Consider the following 15,744-nt stretch of genomic DNA (forward strand, 5'->3'; position numbering starts at 1 on the left):
CAACGGACCCCTCGCCATCGCGAGGAGATCAGGTGTAAACCTCCTATGTCTCGGCCACCAATGAGACCTGCGCCTCACTCATGACCCGCTGTTCAGTGAAATCGCTCGGAGGACTGGGTCTGCCCGCCGAGCTGCCGGAAGGTGGATGCCTCAGTGACGACCTCGATCGTCGAGTTGGAGACGCGGGACGTGCGGTTCCCCACCTCACGTTTCCTCGACGGCTCGGACGCGATGAACCCGTTCCCCGACTACTCGGCGGCCTATCTGGTGTTGCGCACCAGCGACGGCGCCGAAGGCCACTCGCTCGTCTTCACGGTGGGCCGGGGCAACGACGTGCAGGTCGCCGCCATCCAGGCGTTGTCGTCCCTGGTGGTCGGGTTGCCGGTGGACGAGGTCCTCGGTGACCTCGGCGCGTTCGGACGGCGGCTGGCCGGCGACAGCCAGTTCCGCTGGCTCGGCCCGGACAAGGGCGTCATCGCCATGGCCACCGGTGCGATCGTCAACGCCGCCTGGGACCTGCGGGCCCGCCGGGAAGGGCTCCCGCTCTGGCAGTTGCTCGCCGGGCTCTCCCCCGAGGAGATCGTCGGCCTGGTCGACTTCCGCTACCTGCGCGACGCCCTCACGCCGGCCGAGGCCCTGGACCTGCTGCGAGCCGCATCCGACGGCCGCGCCGCACGGGAACGCCGGTTGCTGGCCGACGGCTACCCCGCCTACACGACCACCCCCGGCTGGCTCGGCTACGACGACGAGAAGCTGGCCCGACTGTCGAAGGAAGCCGTGGCCGACGGCTTCCGGATGATCAAACTCAAGGTCGGCAGCGACCTCTCGGACGATCTGCGCCGGCTGCGGATCGCCCGCGACGCGGTGGGCTCCGACGTTCCGATCGCGGTCGACGCCAACCAGATCTGGGGAGTCGACGAGGCGATCGAGTGGATGGCCGCGCTCGCGCCGTACCGTCCCTACTGGATCGAAGAACCCACCTCACCGGACGACATCCTCGGGCACGCGCGGATCCGGCAGGCGGTCGGCCCGATCCGGGTCGCCACCGGTGAGCACGGCGCCAATCCGGTGCTGTTCAAACAACTGCTCCAAGCACACGCGATCGACGTCGTCCAGATCGACGCCACCCGGGTCGGCGGCATCAACGACAACGTCGCGATCCTGCTGTTGGCCGCGAAGTTCGGCGTGCCGGTCTGTCCGCACGCCGGCGGGGTCGGCCTCTGCGAGATGGTGCAGCACCTGGCGATGTTCGACTACATGGCGGTCAGCGCCACCCAGGACGGCCGGATGATCGAGTACGTCGACCATCTGCACCAGCATTTTGTCGACCCCGTCGAGCTGCGCGGCGGCCGGTACCGCGCCCCGACGACGCCCGGCATCGGCGCCCGCATGCACGCCGCGTCGCTGGCCGAGTTCACGTATCCCGACGGCCCCGCGTGGGCCTCGTCGACCTGATCGCACTCCGCCGACCGCATCACGGCCCATCCGCACCGACGAAGGAGTCCCCGTGCGTCCGAGAATGCTTCGTCTCTTAGCAGTCGCCACCGCTATCCCGCTGGCGGCTGTGCTCGCCGCGTGCAATTCCGAAGGCGGAGGTTCCTCCGGCTCCGACCCGGTGATCGGGTCGGACTATCCGCGGTCGGACACCGACTTCTGGAACGCCTACGTCCGCTACACGCCGGACGAGGCCGAGAAGCTCGGCATCACGAATCTGAAGACCACCAACTCCGAGAACGACATCGCCAAGCTCACCGCGAACGTGCAGACGCTGCTCAGCCAGGGTTCCAAGGGCATCGTCATGGCCCCGCAGGACACCGCAGCCGTCGCCCCGACGCTCGCGCAGCTGGAGAGCAAGAAGATCCCGGTCGTCACGATCGACACCCGCCCGGACACCGGCAAGGTGTTCATGGTCGTGCGCGCCGACAACCGCGCCTACGGCGAGAAGTCCTGCCACTTCCTCGGCACGAAACTGCAGGGTAAGGGCAAGGTCGTGATGCTGATGGGCGACGTCGCCTCGATCAACGGCCGCGACCGCACCGAGGCGTTCAACGACTGCATGAAGAAGAACTACCCCGGCATCACGGTGTTCGCCGAGCCGTCGAAGTGGGACGGGGCGACGGCCGCCAACCAGCTGCAGACCCGGCTCGCGGCCCACCCGGACATCAAGGGCATCTACATGCAGGCCAGCTTCGCGCTCTCCGGCACGCTGCAGGTTCTCAAGCAGCGCGGCCTGCTGGTGCCGCCGACCGACCCGAAGCACGTCTTCATCGTCTCCAACGACGGCATCCCGGAGGAGCTCAAGAACATCGGGTCCGGTCAGATCGACGCCACGGTCTCGCAGCCGGCCGACCTGTACGCCAAGTACGGCCTCTTCTACGTCCAGCAGGCCCTCGCCGGCAAGACGTTCAAGCCCGGCCCCACCGACCACGACAGCACGATCATCCAGGTGCGCGACGGTGTCCTCGAAGACCAGCTCGCCGCCCCGCTGGTCACCCGGGACGGGGCCACGATCGACGGCGAGAAGACGCTCCGCTTCGACGACAAGAGCCTCTGGGGCAACAATGTCAGCTGAGCACCTCGTCGAGGCAGCTCACGTCACCAAGCGTTACGGCACCACGCTGGCGCTGCGCGACGCCGGGCTCGTGGTCCGCGCCGGCGCCACCCACGCCCTCGTCGGACGGAACGGCGCAGGCAAGTCCACCCTGGTCAGCATCCTCACCGGACTCCAGGCACCGGACGAGGGAACGGTGACGTTCGGCGGCGAACCGGCGCCGCCGCTCCCCGATCGCGACGCCTGGCGTCAGCGGGTGGCGTGCGTCTACCAGAAGTCGACGATCATCCCCGAGCTGACCGTCGCGGAGAACCTGTTCCTCAACCGGCATCCCGCCGGCCGGGGGGTGATCAACTGGTCGGCGCTCCGCCGCAAGGCCGGCGAGCTACTCGCCACCTGGGACGTGGCGGTCGACGTGACGCGGCCGGCTGGTGAGCTCACCGTCGAGCAGCGCCAGCTCGTGGAGATCGCCCGCGCGCTCTCCTACGACGCGCGGCTGATCATCCTCGACGAGCCCACGGCCCAGCTGGACGGCCCGGCGATCAACCGGCTGTTCGATCGCATGCGTGGTCTGCAGGACCGCGGGGTGACGTTCCTCTTCATCAGCCACCACCTGGAGGAGATCTACCGGGTTTGTGACGAGGTGACGGTGTTCCGCGACGCGCAGCACATCGTCACCGGCCCGGTCTCCGAACTCCCACCGGCCGACCTCGTCGCCGCGATGACCGGGGAAGCGACCCGGCTGACCGAGCGCGCTTCCCGTCCGCCGCTGCCCGCCGAGACCCCGGCGGTCCTGGAGGTCCGGGATCTCGACGGTGTGTCGTTCACGGTTCGGGCCGGCGAGGTGGTCGGGCTCGCCGGCAGCGGCGGCAGCGGCAAGAAGGAGATCGCCGAGGCCGTCGTGGGCCTGCGGCGGGCCCGGGCGGGCACGGTCCGGGTCGGCGGCACGCCGCTCGCGCCGGGCAGCGTCCCGGCGTCGCTCGCCGCCGGCGTCGGGCTGGTGCCGCAGGACCGTCATCACGAGGGGTTCGTCCCGGACCTGTCGATCGCCGAGAACCTCACGATGACGGTTCCGCGGCGCCTCGGCCGGTTCGGCACGATCTCCCGCAAGCGGCGCGACACGATCGCCCACACGCTCATCGACGAGCTGGCGGTGAAGACGCCCGGCCCGGAGCTACCGGTCTCCGCCCTCTCCGGCGGCAACCAGCAGAAGGTCGTGATGGGCCGGGCGCTCGCCAACGACCCGAAGGTGCTGGTGCTCATCCAGCCGACCGCGGGAGTCGACGTCCGCTCGAAGGAGACGCTGCTCGGCGTCGTCGACCGCGTCCGGGAGGGCGGCACGGGCGTCCTCATCGCCTCCGACGAGCTCGACGATCTCCGCACGTGCGACCGGGTGCTCGTGCTGTTCCAAGGCCGCACGGTGGCCGAATTCGGAAGCGACTGGAGCGATCACGACCTGGTCGCGGCGATGGAGGGCCTGGATGTTGACGACAAAGGACGGCGCATCGATGACCAGTGAAACCACCACTGACCGTCTGGGCCCGCCGCCCGTGGCCGCTACTTCCCCGCGACGGCTCCAGCTGGCCCGCCTGCGGGACCTGGCTCTGGTGCCCGCGATCGCGGCGATCGCGGTCGTCGGCTACCTGGTCAACCCGGTCTTCCTCAGCTCGCAGAACCTGGTCAACATCCTGCAGACGATGGCCGAGATCGGCCTGCTGGTACTCGCCCAGACCCTGGTACTCGTCGCCGGCAAGATGGACCTCTCCCTCGAGTCGACGTTCGGCCTGGCTCCCGGCCTCGCCGCGTGGCTGATCGTCGAACCCGGCGTCACCCACGGGCTCGGTGCGGTGCCCGGCTGGGCGGGCGTTCCGATCACGCTCGCCGTCGGTGCGGTGATCGGGCTGATCAACGGGCTGCTGATCGTCCGGTTCCGGCTGCACGGCTTCGTCGTCACGCTGGGCATGCTCATCGTGCTCCGCGGGCTGCTCACCGGCATCTCCGGCGGCCAGACGTTCTTCGGGCTCCCGACCTCGATGCTCTACCTGGGCAGCACCGTCTGGCTCGGGGTCCCGGTGAGCGTCTACGTCTGCTTCGCCCTCTTCGGGCTGGGGATCGTCGCCCTCGGCTACACCCGGGTGGGCCGCTCGCTCTACGCGATCGGCGGCAACGTCGATGCCGCTCGCGCCGCCGGTATCCGCACCGACCGTGTGCTGTGGGCGGTTCTGGTGATCGCGTCGATGCTCGCCGCGCTGGGCGGGTTGATGCTCTCCGGCCGGCTCGCGTCGGTCGCCGCCGCCCAGGGCAACGGCGCGATCTTCACGGTCTTCGCGGCGGCGGTGATCGGCGGGGTGAGCCTCAACGGCGGCAAGGGAACCGTCTTCGGCGCGTTCACCGGCATCCTGCTGCTCTACGTGATCCAGAACGTGCTGACGCTGGCCGGTGTGCCGGCCCAGTGGATCGCCGCGCTCAACGGCGCGATCATCCTCTGTGCGCTGATCATCTCGCGAATCACCAGCGGAAGGGCCCAGGAATGATCTATCGGCCACTGCCCGGCACGACGCTGACCGTGAGCTCGATCGGGCTGGGCGCGGCGCCGCTGGGCGGCGAGTACGGGACGATCGAACCTGCGACCGCGACCGCCACCGTCCGGACCGCTCTCGACGCCGGCGTCACGCTGATCGACGTCTCCCCGTACTACGGACGGACCGCGGCGGAGACGGTTCTCGGCGACGCCCTCCGCGGCGTCGACCGCGACTCCTACGTGCTCGCCACCAAGGTCGGTCGTTACGACGTCGCGGAGTTCGACTTCTCCGCCGACCGGGTCGTCCGCAGTGTCGAGGAGAGCCTGCGCCGGCTCGGCACCGACCACATCGACCTGATCCAGTGCCACGACATCGAGTTCGGCGACCTCGACCAGGTCGTCGACGAGACACTTCCCGCGCTGCGCGGACTGGAGGAAAAGGGCCTGGTGCGGGCGGTGGGCATCACCGGCTACCCACTGCCCGCGCTCGTCTCGGTGGCCGGCCGCGCCCCCGTCGACACGGTTCTCTCCTACTGCCACTACACCGTGCAGAATCGGACGCTCGCCCCGCAGCTACCGTTCTTCGCCGAGCGGGACATCGGCGTGCTGAACGCCTCGCCCCTCGGCATGGGCCTGCTCACCGACGCCGGCCCGCCGGACTGGCACCCGGCGTCGGCCGAGCTGCGGGCGGCGTGCGCCGAGGCCGCGGCGTTCTGCCGCCGCGAGGGTGCGGAACTGGCCCGGCTCGCGCTGCAGTTCGCGCTGGCGCTGCCCGGCGTCGCGTCCACAATCGTGGGGATGGCGGATCCGGAGACCGTCGCGCGGAACCTGGCGTGGACCGCGGAGCCGCCCGACACCGAGCTGCTCGCCGCCGTCGAGGAGATCCTCGGCGACCAGCGGGACGCCGGCTGGCCGGTCGGCCGACCGGAGAACAGTCGATGAAGCGCTACGGCACCGTGATCCGGCTCCGTCCGGAGCGCCGGGAGGAGTACCTCGCGCTGCACGCCGCCGTCTGGCCGTCGGTGGAGGCGACGCTCCGGTCGACCGGGATCCGCAATTACACGATCTTCCTGCACGACGACCTGCTCTTCGGCTACTACGAGTACCACGGGGACGATTTCGCGGCTGATCAAGCGCGGATCGCCGCCGACCCGGAGACTCGTCGGTGGTGGGCGCTGACCGACCCCTGCCAGGAGCGCCTACCGGACGCTCCGCCCGGCGCGCAGTGGTCCCCGGCGACCGAGGTGTGGCACCTGCCCGACGAGCCGACGAGCGGACACCGTACGGAGGAGCCATGACCGTCGTCGACGCGCACCAGCACCTCTGGAATCCGGCGACCGCGGACTACCCGTGGCTGACGCCCGACCTCGTGCCTCTCGACCGGGTCTTCACGCAGGCGGACGTCGCCGACCAACTGCGGGCCGCCGGAGTCGACCGGACCGTGCTGGTGCAGGCCGCCGACAACGTCGCCGACACCGAGAACATGCTGCGGGAAGCCGCGGCCGACCCCACCATCGCCGGAGTGGTGGCCTGGATACCGCTGGCGCGCCCGGACGACGCCGCCGCCCTCCTCGACCGCTGGGCCGGTGGCCCGATCGTCGGGGTCCGGCACATGGTCCACCGCGATCCCGATCCGAAGTGGCTGCTGCGGGCCGACGTCGCGGACGGACTGGCGCTGCTCGCCGAACGCGGCCTGACCTTCGACGTCTGCGCGGAGACGCCGGAGCTGCTGGCGCAGGTGCCCGCGCTCGCCGCCGCCCACCCGACGTTGACGCTCGTCGTCGACCACCTCGGCAAGCCACCGATCCGCTCGCGCGGCTGGGAACCGTGGGCGGGTCTACTCCGGGACGCCGCCGCCGCGCCCACCGTGGTCGCCAAGCTCTCCGGACTGAACACCGCAGCCGAGGACGGCTGGACCGCGGCGAGCTTCCAGCCCTACGTCGACCATGCCCTGGAGGTGTTCGGCCCGGCCCGGCTGATGTACGGCGGCGACTGGCCGTTCGCCCTGCTCGCCGCGGACTCCTACGCCCACGTGCACGCCGCGCTGCGCGGCACGGTCACCGCACTCGACCCGGACGCACGCGACGCCGTCCTCGGCGGCACCGCGGAACGGATCTACCGTCTCACCCCAGAAGGGCACTGATCATGCGCCTCGCCCATGCCCGCACCGCCGCCGGTGACGTGCCCGTCGTCAGCCACGACCAACGGTGGTTCGATCTCCGTCCGCTGACCGCCGCGATCGCTCCGGCCACGCTGAGTCCGACCGCGCTCGCCGGCATCCGCACCGCGCTCGACGCCGACGAACTGCCGGAGGTCGACGCCCCCACGGCCTACGCGCCACCGCTGTCCGGGATCGGGAAGATCGTCTGCATCGGCCTGAACTACCAAGACCACGCCGCGGAGACCAACACGCCGCCGCCGGACGAGCCGATCCTGTTCCTCAAGGCGCCCGACACCGTGGTGGGCCCGGACGACGACGTGTTGATCCCGCGGACGTCGGTGAAGACCGACTACGAGGTCGAGTTGGCCGTCGTCATCGGCACGACGGCGCGGTACCTGCCGTCGGCCGAGCACGCCGCGGCGTACATCGCCGGGTACGCGATCAGCAACGACGTCAGCGAGCGGGCGTTCCAGATCGAGCGCGGCGGGCAGTGGGACAAGGGCAAGAACTGCGAGACGTTCAATCCGTTCGGCCCGTGGCTGGTCACCCCGGACGAGGCCGGGGATCCACAGGACCTCGCGCTGCGGCTCTCGGTCAACGGGGAGCTCCGCCAGAACGGCACGACCAAGGACATGATCTTCGGCGTCCACGAGGTGGTCCGGTACGTGAGCCAGTTCATGACGCTCTACCCCGGAGACGTGATCAACACCGGTACACCCGCCGGGGTGGCGCTGGGCCGCCCCGACGGCGCGTTCCTGCGCGATGGCGACGTCGTCGAGCTGGAGATCAGCGGCCTCGGCCGGCAGCGCCAGATCTTCCGGCAGGCCTGAGATGAGCGAACTCGACGGCCTCATCGCGCTGGTCACCGGCGGCGCGTCCGGCATCGGCCTGGCGATCACCCAGGCCTTCCGCGCCAAGGGCGCGCGCGTCGCGGTCCTCGACGTCGCTCCTTCCGGACCCGCCGACGTGCTCTACCTGCGCGCCGACCTCACCGACGACGACGCGGTGCGCACCGCCGTCGCGTCCGCCGCCGAAGCGCTCGGCGGGCTCGACATCCTCGTGAACAACGCCGGGATCGGCGCGCAGGGCTCCGTCGAGCGGAGCACGGACGCCGAGTGGCAGCGGGTGCTCGACGTCAACGTCGTCGGCACCGCCCGGGTCTCCCGCGCCGCCTGGCCGCACCTGCGGGCGTCGGCGCACGCGGCGGTCGTCAACACGTCCTCGATCGCGGCCGTCGCCGGTCTGCCCGAACGCGCGATCTACTCGGCGAGCAAGGGCGCCGTGCTCGCGCTGACCCGCGCGATGGCGGCGGACGGCATGCCGGACGGCATCCGCGTCAACGCGGTCAACCCCGGCACCGCCGACACCCCCTGGATCGGACGGTTGCTGGCCGCCGCGCCCGACCCGGACGCCGAACGTGCCACCCTCGAGGCACGGCAACCACACGGTCGCCTGGTCAGCGCCGAGGAGATCGCCCACGCCGTGGTCTACCTCGCCTCTCCCCGTGCGGGGTCGACCACCGGTACCGAACTGGCCGTCGACGGCGGCATGGCCGGGCTAAGGCTGCGGCCCCGGACCTGAGATGCCCGACGTTCGGCTCGCGTACGGCCGAACCGGGCTGCGCGTCCGGTTCCCCGACGACCGCACGACGGTGGTGACGCCGCAGCACCACGCACCCGCAGCCGACCCGGCGGCGACGCTCGCCGCCGCGCTGCGCACACCGGTCGTCGGGCCGGCGTTGCGGGAGAAGGTCCGGCCAGGCCAGCGGGTGGCGGTGTCGCTGTGCGACGTCACCCGGCCGCAGCCGCGGCGGGAGATGGTCGAGGCGCTCCTCGCGGAGCTCACCGGGCTCGTGTCGCGCGACGACGTCACCCTGCTGGTGGCGACCGGTACGCACCGCGGCAACACGGACGCGGAGCTGCGCAGCATGCTCGGCGACGAACTGGTCGACACGATGCGCATCGTCAACCACGACGCCCGGGACGCCGACGCACTGCGCTGGTGCGGTGTCCACGGCAACGGGGTGCCGGTCTGGCTCAACCGGCACTGGGTCGAGGCGGACGTGCGGATCACGACCGGCTTCGTCGAGCCGCACTTCTTCGCCGGCTTCAGCGGGGGCCCGAAACTCGTCGCACCGGGACTCGCCGGCCTGGAGACCGTCCTCGTCCTCCACGACGCGCGCCGGATCGGCGATCCGCGGGCGACCTGGGCGGTCTGCGAGGGCAACCCGGTCCACGACGACGTCCGCGCCATCGCCGCGGCGACCGGCGTCGACTACGCGCTGGACGTCGTGCTCAACCGGGAGCAGCAGATCATCGCCGCGTTCGGCGGTGACGTGCTGAGCATGCACGCGGTGGCCCGCGACACGGTGCGCGAGATCTCGATGTGTCCCGTCGACGGACTGTTCGACGTCGTCGTCACCACCAACGCCGGCTATCCCCTGGACCAGAACCTCTACCAGTCGGTGAAGGGCATGTCCGCGGCGGCGACCGTGGTCCGCCCAGGCGGCCTGATCATCTGTGCCGCGGAGTGCTCCGACGGCTTCCCCGACCACGGCGAGTTCCGCGAGGTGCTGGCCTCGGCTCCTACCCCGCAGGCGCTACTGGCCACGATCGCCGCGCGGGAGCGCACGGTCCCCGACCAATGGCAGGTCCAGATCCTCGCTCGGGTGCTCGACCACGCGCGGGTCGGCGTCTACACCGATCACCTCTCCGCCGACGACCTGCGAAGCGCGCACCTGGCGAAGGTGGACGACATCGCGGCGGCGATCGCCGCCGAAGGCCCGGACGCGCGGGTCTGCGTGCTGCCGGAAGGGCCGCAGACCATCCCCTTCGTACGGCGCTACTGACCCTCGGCCACCTCGACCATCGCGGCGTAGCGACGCCCGTACTGCTGGCCCCAGCTGCGCAGCTCGTCGAGCAACGGGACGAGGCTGCGGCCCAGCAAGGCCGCCGGTTCAGGCCTCGAGCACGTCGTCAAGGTGACGATCCTGGTGACCGACATGGCGGTGATCGACCAGGTGATCGCCCTACGCCGGGAGTTCTTCTCGCAGCCGTTTCCCGCCGACACGATCGCGCAGATCGGCTCCCTGGCGTCTCCGGACTGGCAGATCGAGATCGCGGCGATCGCGATCGTTCCCGGCCCGTAGGGACATCCATCACGACCCGACGCCGACCCCATTCGACCGAAATCGCCGGTGGCGAATGGGACCGTTAACATCCAGAACGCATCTCCTATTTGGATCAGTTGCCGCGTCCGGCGGCGCCGTTCGATCAGCGGCCGGGCGTGTCCGGCCCTTGATCGGCACCGCGGCCGGTGCCGAGGCCGGTGATCACCACCCCGGCGAGATCCTCGACCGGGACGAAGCCCCACATCCGCGAGTCCGCGCTGTCGGGACTGGCGCCGAGGAGAACCACCGCGCCGGGCGGCACGGTTCGTCGGTCGCTGCCGACTGCGGCGGCGACCGACGCCGGAACCGGGTCTCCTGGCATCGCTGCCAACTTCTTGACCAGCCAATTCGTCTCGGGAGAGCCCTTCTTGACCGTCCGGCGGCCACCGATCTGATGGTGGGCGATCACCACGTCACCGACCCGGAACCGACGCGCCCGACGGACCAGGAGGCGGTCACCGTGGTCGAAGACCGGCGACATGCTGTCGCCCACCACCTCGACCAGGAGTAGGCGCCGGCGCGCCAGCCAGACGCCTCCAAGAAGGGCGCCCGCGACGGCTAGGGCGACCACCGGCCACACCGGGCGGGGGGTGGATCGCCAGCGTCCACAGTGGTTCACGTTCCTACCTGTCGCTCGTTACGGCGCCTCGGCAGCCAGTTGACGTTAACGCTAACAAAGCGTACGTTGCGATTCTCCGTAGGTAGCCATTCCTTCAGGACTCGTAGCTCCACGACCCGACCATCGGCCCACGGGGGGCCTCATGCGCGTCGTCGTCGCCACGGTGGCTCTACTGGTCATCGGGGTACTTTCGGTGTCACTTCTCAGCAAGCTCCGCAGCCGCGCCGCCTTCCGCGCATTCGCGGACGGCCTGGCCGCACTCCGAGTGGTTCCCGGCCGCTGGGCGCCTGCGCTGGCCGGGCTGTCCGTCGCGGCCGAGATGGCGGTGGTCGGCGCTCTCCTGTGGCCCGGCGGCACCGTCGTCGGCCTGGCCGGGGGCGCGGTTCTTTTCGCCGGCTTCACTGTGGCGTTGTCCGTCGCGGTTCGGCGACGGGCCACCGTCGGCTGCCACTGCTTCGGCGTGACCAGCGCTCCGGTCGCCCCACGTCACGTGGTGCGCAGCGGATTTCTCGCTGTCACCTCACTCGCCGCGTTCTGCGGCGCCGCGACCACCTCGTCCGAACGACTGACCGGCCTCCCGGCGGCACAGCTGATCGCCGCGCTGGCGGCCGCCGGAATTCTCGTGGCGGGCCTCGTCTGGCTCGACGACTTGGTCTGGCTCTTCCGCCGCCCTGCGTCCCCCTCCTGACCCGGATCGGGCGTAGCCGTCTCCACAGGGGAGTTCACGTGGAATTACTCGCCGCAATAGTGGCCGTACTGGCGGTCCTCGTCCTCGTCGACCTCGTGCTCAGCGCAGCGATCATCCGCCGCCTTCGGCAAACCGAGACGACCCTCATCGAGCTCCGTACGCCTCCCGACACCGGGCTGCCGGTGGGGGCGACCATGCCGGAGTTCAGTGCGGTCAACGGCGACCTGAGCAGCCGGGACCTCGTCGGCGAGCCCGCAGTGATCGCCTTCTTCTCCACCGGTTGTCCGCACTGCCCCGCTCAGGCCGAACGACTGGCCGCACGCGCCGACGAGCTGGCCGGCCACGGCACACGAGTGGTCAGCGTGCTGGCCGTGGCCGAGGGGACGACCGACGACCTCACCCCGACGCTCCGGAAGGCCGGACGGCTGCTCACCGAGAGTGGTCCGGACGGCCTGATGGCCGTGTTCGGCGAGACCGCGACGCCCAGCTTCCTGCTCTTCGACGCGGAGGGACGGCTCATGCGGAAGGGGCATGAACTGAGCGACGTACTGGGTAGCGGATGACCCGGCGGTCGCTGCGGGAGGTCCGCCGAGCCGCGTCGATCTTCCGACGCGCGTTGGGAATCTACGTCGGAGCGGCGCCGTGGGCGGCCGCGATGAGCGTCGTCGTCATGATCGTGGCCGGGCTGGCGCCAGTGGCCTTGGCTTGGTCCACTCGCGCGATCGTCGACGGTCTGTCCGCGCGGGACGACACACGGATCTGGGTCGGCGTCCTCGGCTTCGGTGCGCTCGCGGTCCTGGCACCGGTCGTCAGCCACCTCTCCGGCTACGTACGTCAAGAGACCGAACGCCGGGTGACGGTGCGGACCCAGGTGGAGCTGTTCACGGCCGTCTCAGCCAACCCCGGCCTGGCTGAACTCGAGGACAGCACCTATCACGACCGCCTCCGCCTGGCCCGGGAGGCCAGCCAGTTCGCACCCGCCCAGCTCAGCATGGTCTTCCTCGGCGTCGGTCAGGAGGTGATCACGATCGTCGGGTTCGCGGCTCCGCTGCTGCGATGGTCGGGGTTGGTCGGTCTGCTCATCCTCCTCGCCACCGTCCCGACCTTCGTCGCCCAGGTGCGGTTGGCACGACTCCGTGGCGCGATGATGGAGCGGGTCACCCCGATCTTCCGACGCCAGGCGTTCTACGCCGCTCTCCTCCTCGACATGCGCGCCGCCAAGGAGATCCGGCTCTTCGGTCTGAGCACGTTCTTCCGCGGCCGCATGCTGCGCGAACTCCGGGCGGCGCAGCGGCAGGAACGGGACCAGGACCGGCTCGCGCTCCGCGTCGACAGTGCGCTGGCCACCCTCACCGGGCTCGTGTCGTTGGCCGCGCTCGCGGTGTTCGTCCGGGAGGTCGCCGCCGGGCGGGCCACCGTGGGCGACCTGATCGTCGTGATCGCCGCTCTCGGAGCCCTCCAGATGTCGATGGCCAGCCTGGTGCAGCAGATCGCCAGCCTCGGAGAGACCCTGATCATGTTCGGCCACTACGTGGATGTCACCGCCGGGGCCCGGAAGTCCGCGAGCACCGCCCCGCTCCCGCCCGCTCCCCGGCTGCTGGACGCGGTGGAGTTCGACGACGTCTGGTTCCGGTACGCGGCCGACCACGACTGGGTACTACGCGGCCTGACGCTCCGGATCCCGCGCGGGACGTCGCTGGCCCTCGTCGGGGGCAACGGCGCCGGGAAGTCGACGGTGGTGAAGCTGCTCTGCGGCTTCTACGCCCCCACCCGGGGCGTCATCCGCTGGGATGGCGTCGACATCAGCTCGTACGACCCGGATTCGGTCCGGGCCCGTATCGGCGCCACCTTCCAGGACTTCATGACCTACGACCTGTCCGCGCACGAGAACATCGCCCTCGGCGAGCTGCGCATGCTCGACGACCGAGACGAGGTACGGACGGCGGCGGGCACCGCCGGGTTGGACGAAACCCTGCAGGGGCTTCCGCGTGGCTACGACACCCTGCTGACGCGGGCCTTCCACGACGACGACGGAGGCCCCCGCAGCACCGGCGTCGTGCTCTCCGGCGGGCAGTGGCAACGAATGGCGCTCGCGCGGGCGGCACTGCGCGTCGAGGCCGACGTGCTGATCCTCGACGAACCGTCCGCGGGGCTCGACGTCGAGGCCGAGCACGAGGTCCATCGGCGGCTCACCGCGCTGCGGGAGCAGCGAACCGGCCTCCTCATCTCCCACCGACTCAACACCGTGCGCGACGCCACCGCCATCGCCGTCCTCCGGGAGGGCAGGATCGCCGAGATCGGCACCCACGCGGAACTCATGGCGTCCAACGGGCACTACGCCGACCTCTTCCGCCTGCAGGCGTCCGGGTACGACGACGCGCACGCCGATCGGATCGCGCCGTGAGCACCGACGCCCCGGTGAAGGTATCCCTGCTCGGCCCGATCGAGGTCACCGTCGCCGGCCAGCCGCTCGGGCTCGGCGGGCCCGGACGCCGAGCGCTGATCGCGGCGCTCGCGCTCAACGTCGGCACCGTGGTCGGCGTCTCCCAGCTACTGGAGGCCATCTGGGACGACCGCCCACCGGTTACGGCGACGACCAAGTTGCAGGGACATGTGTGCGCGCTCCGGCAAGGACTCGGGCGGCTCGGCGGGTCGCGAGCCGCGCGGGTCGTCCGGACGCGGCGCCCCGGGTACGTGCTCTGCGCGCCGGACGCGGCTACTGACCTCGCCGCCTTCGACGACCTCGTGCAGCAGGCCCGGAGCACGCCGCTTCCGTCCGGCGCGGCCCGGCGCGCGGCCGCACTGGAGCAGGCCTTGCGGCTCTGGCGCGGGGACGCATGTACCGACGTCCCCTCCCCCTGGGTGGCCGCGGTGGCGGCGTCGCTGGACGAGCGCCGACGACGGGCCACCGAGGACCTCGCGGAGGCGCGGCTGGCGCTCGGCGACCACGACGCCGTCATCGACGCGATGCAGTCGCTGGTGCGGCTGACGCCCTACCGGGAACGTGCGTGGGAGCACCTGATCAGCGCACACCTGGGACGCGGCGATCTCGCGTCCGCACTCGCGGTGCACGAGCAGCTGTGCCGGATTCTCGCGGGAGATCTCGGCGCGGCACCGGGGGTGCGCATCAGCCGCCTGATCGGCGCGATCCGGCAGTCCCGGGCCGATAGCACATCGTTAGCGGAACGTTAAGGGCACGTGTAAGGGTCCCTCTGCCGACAGGGCGTCGGCTCCAGCGGCGGAAGGAACACCATGACCAAGCTCCTCAACCGGATGGGCGACAAGATGCTCGCCAGCATGCTGCCCAAGGCGAAGGCGTCCGCGTGCGGCATCATGTGCCGGCATGCCTACACCGCCTGCGGCGGCGGCACCTGCGTCTACTACTGGAACAAGTACGTGTCCGGCGGTCAGTACTGTTTTGCGATGCGGGAGAACTCCTGCTACTCGTCGCCGTACAGCACCCGGCCCGGGTGCTGCTGACCTCTCCCGCTGCGGCGCCGCCCGGGGCGAGGACGGACCGGCGCTGCGGCGGGGCGGATCAGGCAGGCACTGAAACCCGGTGCCTGTTCACTGGTCGCGTGTCCACGTCCCGACCACCATCAGCGTCTTCGTGCCGGTGACCGGGCCGGCGTTGCGCAGGGTGTCGATCGTCTCGCGCAGATGCGCCACGTCGCGGGCCCGCAGGTAGATGAGGGCGTCGGGGTCGCCGGCGATCCCGTAGATGGCCTGGACCGCAGGCACCTTCGACGCCGACGCGACGATCTCGCTCACCCGGGTCCGGCCGGTGTAGCGCAACTCGGTGAACGCCTCGATCCCCCACCCCAGGCGCGCGTAGTCGACCTGCACGGTGAAGCCGGTGATCACCCCGATCTCCCGCATGCGGTCCACCCGGCGCTTGACCGCGGCGACGGACAGCCCCACGGTGCTCGCCATGTCCGAGTAGGTGCGCCGGCCGTCCTCGCGCAGCAGGGTGAGCAGGCGCTCGTCGATCTCGTCGATCTCGCTGGTGGTCACGCTCGGACCCTCCATCCGTCT

General features: G+C 70.8%; 19 protein-coding genes. 16 read left to right on the forward strand and 3 right to left on the reverse strand.

The window, feature by feature from the left end:
- Positions 1-153 precede the first annotated feature (153 nt).
- The 10 genes from ABEB28_RS17265 (at position 154) to larA (ending at position 10,081) form a co-directional block, all read left to right on the forward strand.
- The gene (locus ABEB28_RS17265) at positions 154-1,455 is read left to right on the forward strand and encodes an enolase C-terminal domain-like protein (RefSeq protein ID WP_345729133.1); all 1,302 of its coding nucleotides are present in this window, start codon (positions 154-156) and stop codon (positions 1,453-1,455) included.
- 64 nt (positions 1,456-1,519) lie between these two features.
- Positions 1,520-2,572: a sugar ABC transporter substrate-binding protein gene (locus ABEB28_RS17270; protein WP_345729134.1), complete on the forward strand. Its 1,053-nt coding sequence runs from the start codon at positions 1,520-1,522 to the stop codon at positions 2,570-2,572.
- Positions 2,562-4,070, forward strand: a complete 1,509-nt coding sequence (locus ABEB28_RS17275) for a sugar ABC transporter ATP-binding protein (protein ID WP_345729135.1) — start codon at positions 2,562-2,564, stop codon at positions 4,068-4,070. The genes ABEB28_RS17270 and ABEB28_RS17275 overlap by 11 nt, the downstream gene beginning before the upstream one ends.
- Positions 4,060-5,085, forward strand: coding sequence for an ABC transporter permease (locus tag ABEB28_RS17280; RefSeq protein WP_345729136.1), 1,026 nt, complete (start codon positions 4,060-4,062; stop codon positions 5,083-5,085). The genes ABEB28_RS17275 and ABEB28_RS17280 overlap by 11 nt, the downstream gene beginning before the upstream one ends.
- Entirely contained in the window at positions 5,082-6,014 is a 933-nt protein-coding gene (locus tag ABEB28_RS17285) for an aldo/keto reductase (RefSeq protein WP_345729137.1), read from the forward strand. The genes ABEB28_RS17280 and ABEB28_RS17285 overlap by 4 nt, the downstream gene beginning before the upstream one ends.
- Positions 6,011-6,370, forward strand: a complete 360-nt coding sequence (locus ABEB28_RS17290; RefSeq protein ID WP_345729138.1) for an L-rhamnose mutarotase — start codon at positions 6,011-6,013, stop codon at positions 6,368-6,370. The genes ABEB28_RS17285 and ABEB28_RS17290 overlap by 4 nt, the downstream gene beginning before the upstream one ends.
- Positions 6,367-7,215 carry an amidohydrolase family protein gene (locus tag ABEB28_RS17295; RefSeq protein ID WP_345729139.1) on the forward strand — a complete coding sequence of 283 codons (849 nt, stop codon included), beginning with the start codon at positions 6,367-6,369 and terminating at the stop codon, positions 7,213-7,215. Before ABEB28_RS17290 ends, ABEB28_RS17295 begins: the two co-directional genes overlap by 4 nt.
- 2 nt (positions 7,216-7,217) lie before the next feature.
- On the forward strand, positions 7,218-8,063 hold the full coding sequence (locus ABEB28_RS17300; protein WP_345729140.1) for a fumarylacetoacetate hydrolase family protein: 846 nt from the start codon (positions 7,218-7,220) through the stop codon (positions 8,061-8,063).
- Position 8,064: 1 nt separating this feature from the next.
- Positions 8,065-8,814: an SDR family NAD(P)-dependent oxidoreductase gene (locus ABEB28_RS17305; RefSeq protein ID WP_345729141.1), complete on the forward strand. Its 750-nt coding sequence runs from the start codon at positions 8,065-8,067 to the stop codon at positions 8,812-8,814.
- A gap of 1 nt (position 8,815) precedes the next feature.
- Complete coding sequence (larA, locus tag ABEB28_RS17310) at positions 8,816-10,081, forward strand: nickel-dependent lactate racemase (protein ID WP_345729142.1); 1,266 nt, start codon at positions 8,816-8,818, stop codon at positions 10,079-10,081.
- Here larA and ABEB28_RS17315 read toward each other — a convergent pair.
- Positions 10,075-10,212, reverse strand: coding sequence for a hypothetical protein (locus tag ABEB28_RS17315; RefSeq protein ID WP_345729143.1), 138 nt, complete (start codon positions 10,210-10,212; stop codon positions 10,075-10,077). The two genes, larA and ABEB28_RS17315, sit on opposite strands and share 7 nt — an antisense overlap.
- A gap of 1 nt (position 10,213) precedes the next feature.
- Between ABEB28_RS17315 and ABEB28_RS17320 the strand changes: the two genes are divergently transcribed.
- Positions 10,214-10,381, forward strand: coding sequence for a RidA family protein (locus ABEB28_RS17320; protein WP_345729144.1), 168 nt, complete (start codon positions 10,214-10,216; stop codon positions 10,379-10,381).
- 124 nt (positions 10,382-10,505) lie between these two features.
- On the opposite strand, the gene ABEB28_RS17325 is transcribed toward ABEB28_RS17320, so the two are convergent.
- Positions 10,506-10,973, reverse strand: a complete 468-nt coding sequence (locus ABEB28_RS17325) for a S26 family signal peptidase (RefSeq protein ID WP_345729145.1) — start codon at positions 10,971-10,973, stop codon at positions 10,506-10,508.
- A gap of 190 nt (positions 10,974-11,163) precedes the next feature.
- Here ABEB28_RS17325 and ABEB28_RS17330 point away from each other — a divergent pair, with 190 nt between their 5' ends.
- The 5 genes from ABEB28_RS17330 to ABEB28_RS17350 are packed head-to-tail and all read left to right on the forward strand — an operon-like array spanning position 11,164 to position 15,189.
- A complete protein-coding gene (locus tag ABEB28_RS17330) occupies positions 11,164-11,709 on the forward strand; it encodes a MauE/DoxX family redox-associated membrane protein (protein WP_345729146.1) in 546 nt (181 codons plus the stop codon).
- 38 nt (positions 11,710-11,747) lie between these two features.
- Entirely contained in the window at positions 11,748-12,272 is a 525-nt protein-coding gene (locus ABEB28_RS17335) for a peroxiredoxin family protein (RefSeq protein ID WP_345729147.1), read from the forward strand.
- Complete coding sequence (locus tag ABEB28_RS17340; protein ID WP_345729148.1) at positions 12,269-14,113, forward strand: ABC transporter ATP-binding protein; 1,845 nt, start codon at positions 12,269-12,271, stop codon at positions 14,111-14,113. The genes ABEB28_RS17335 and ABEB28_RS17340 overlap by 4 nt, the downstream gene beginning before the upstream one ends.
- Positions 14,110-14,901: an AfsR/SARP family transcriptional regulator gene (locus ABEB28_RS17345; RefSeq protein ID WP_345729149.1), complete on the forward strand. Its 792-nt coding sequence runs from the start codon at positions 14,110-14,112 to the stop codon at positions 14,899-14,901. The genes ABEB28_RS17340 and ABEB28_RS17345 overlap by 4 nt, the downstream gene beginning before the upstream one ends.
- A 60-nt stretch (positions 14,902-14,961) precedes the next feature.
- A complete protein-coding gene (locus tag ABEB28_RS17350) occupies positions 14,962-15,189 on the forward strand; it encodes a hypothetical protein (protein WP_345729150.1) in 228 nt (75 codons plus the stop codon).
- 87 nt (positions 15,190-15,276) lie between these two features.
- Here ABEB28_RS17350 and ABEB28_RS17355 read toward each other — a convergent pair whose 3' ends face one another.
- Positions 15,277-15,738, reverse strand: coding sequence for an Lrp/AsnC family transcriptional regulator (locus ABEB28_RS17355; RefSeq protein ID WP_345729151.1), 462 nt, complete (start codon positions 15,736-15,738; stop codon positions 15,277-15,279).
- Between the last annotated feature and the right edge of the window lie 6 nt (positions 15,739-15,744).

It is taken from the genome of Cryptosporangium minutisporangium (assembly GCF_039536245.1).
In the GTDB taxonomy this organism is placed as follows: Bacteria; Actinomycetota; Actinomycetes; order Mycobacteriales; family Cryptosporangiaceae; genus Cryptosporangium; species Cryptosporangium minutisporangium.

Bases quoted from the DNA above. Each gene is read 5' to 3' on its own strand.
- ABEB28_RS17275 (WP_345729135.1), top strand. From the start codon at position 2,562: ATGTCAGCTGAGCACCTCGTCGAGGCAGCTCACGTCACCAAGCGTTAC.
- ABEB28_RS17330 (WP_345729146.1), top strand. From the start codon at position 11,164: ATGCGCGTCGTCGTCGCCACGGTGGCTCTACTGGTCATCGGGGTACTT.
- ABEB28_RS17355 (WP_345729151.1), bottom strand. From the start codon at position 15,738: ATGGAGGGTCCGAGCGTGACCACCAGCGAGATCGACGAGATCGACGAG.
- ABEB28_RS17340 (WP_345729148.1), top strand. From the start codon at position 12,269: ATGACCCGGCGGTCGCTGCGGGAGGTCCGCCGAGCCGCGTCGATCTTC.
- ABEB28_RS17350 (WP_345729150.1), top strand. From the start codon at position 14,962: ATGACCAAGCTCCTCAACCGGATGGGCGACAAGATGCTCGCCAGCATG.
- larA (WP_345729142.1), top strand. From the start codon at position 8,816: ATGCCCGACGTTCGGCTCGCGTACGGCCGAACCGGGCTGCGCGTCCGG.
- ABEB28_RS17270 (WP_345729134.1), top strand. From the start codon at position 1,520: ATGCTTCGTCTCTTAGCAGTCGCCACCGCTATCCCGCTGGCGGCTGTG.
- ABEB28_RS17300 (WP_345729140.1), top strand. From the start codon at position 7,218: ATGCGCCTCGCCCATGCCCGCACCGCCGCCGGTGACGTGCCCGTCGTC.
- ABEB28_RS17290 (WP_345729138.1), top strand. From the start codon at position 6,011: ATGAAGCGCTACGGCACCGTGATCCGGCTCCGTCCGGAGCGCCGGGAG.
- ABEB28_RS17305 (WP_345729141.1), top strand. From the start codon at position 8,065: ATGAGCGAACTCGACGGCCTCATCGCGCTGGTCACCGGCGGCGCGTCC.
- ABEB28_RS17285 (WP_345729137.1), top strand. From the start codon at position 5,082: ATGATCTATCGGCCACTGCCCGGCACGACGCTGACCGTGAGCTCGATC.
- ABEB28_RS17295 (WP_345729139.1), top strand. From the start codon at position 6,367: ATGACCGTCGTCGACGCGCACCAGCACCTCTGGAATCCGGCGACCGCG.
- ABEB28_RS17280 (WP_345729136.1), top strand. From the start codon at position 4,060: ATGACCAGTGAAACCACCACTGACCGTCTGGGCCCGCCGCCCGTGGCC.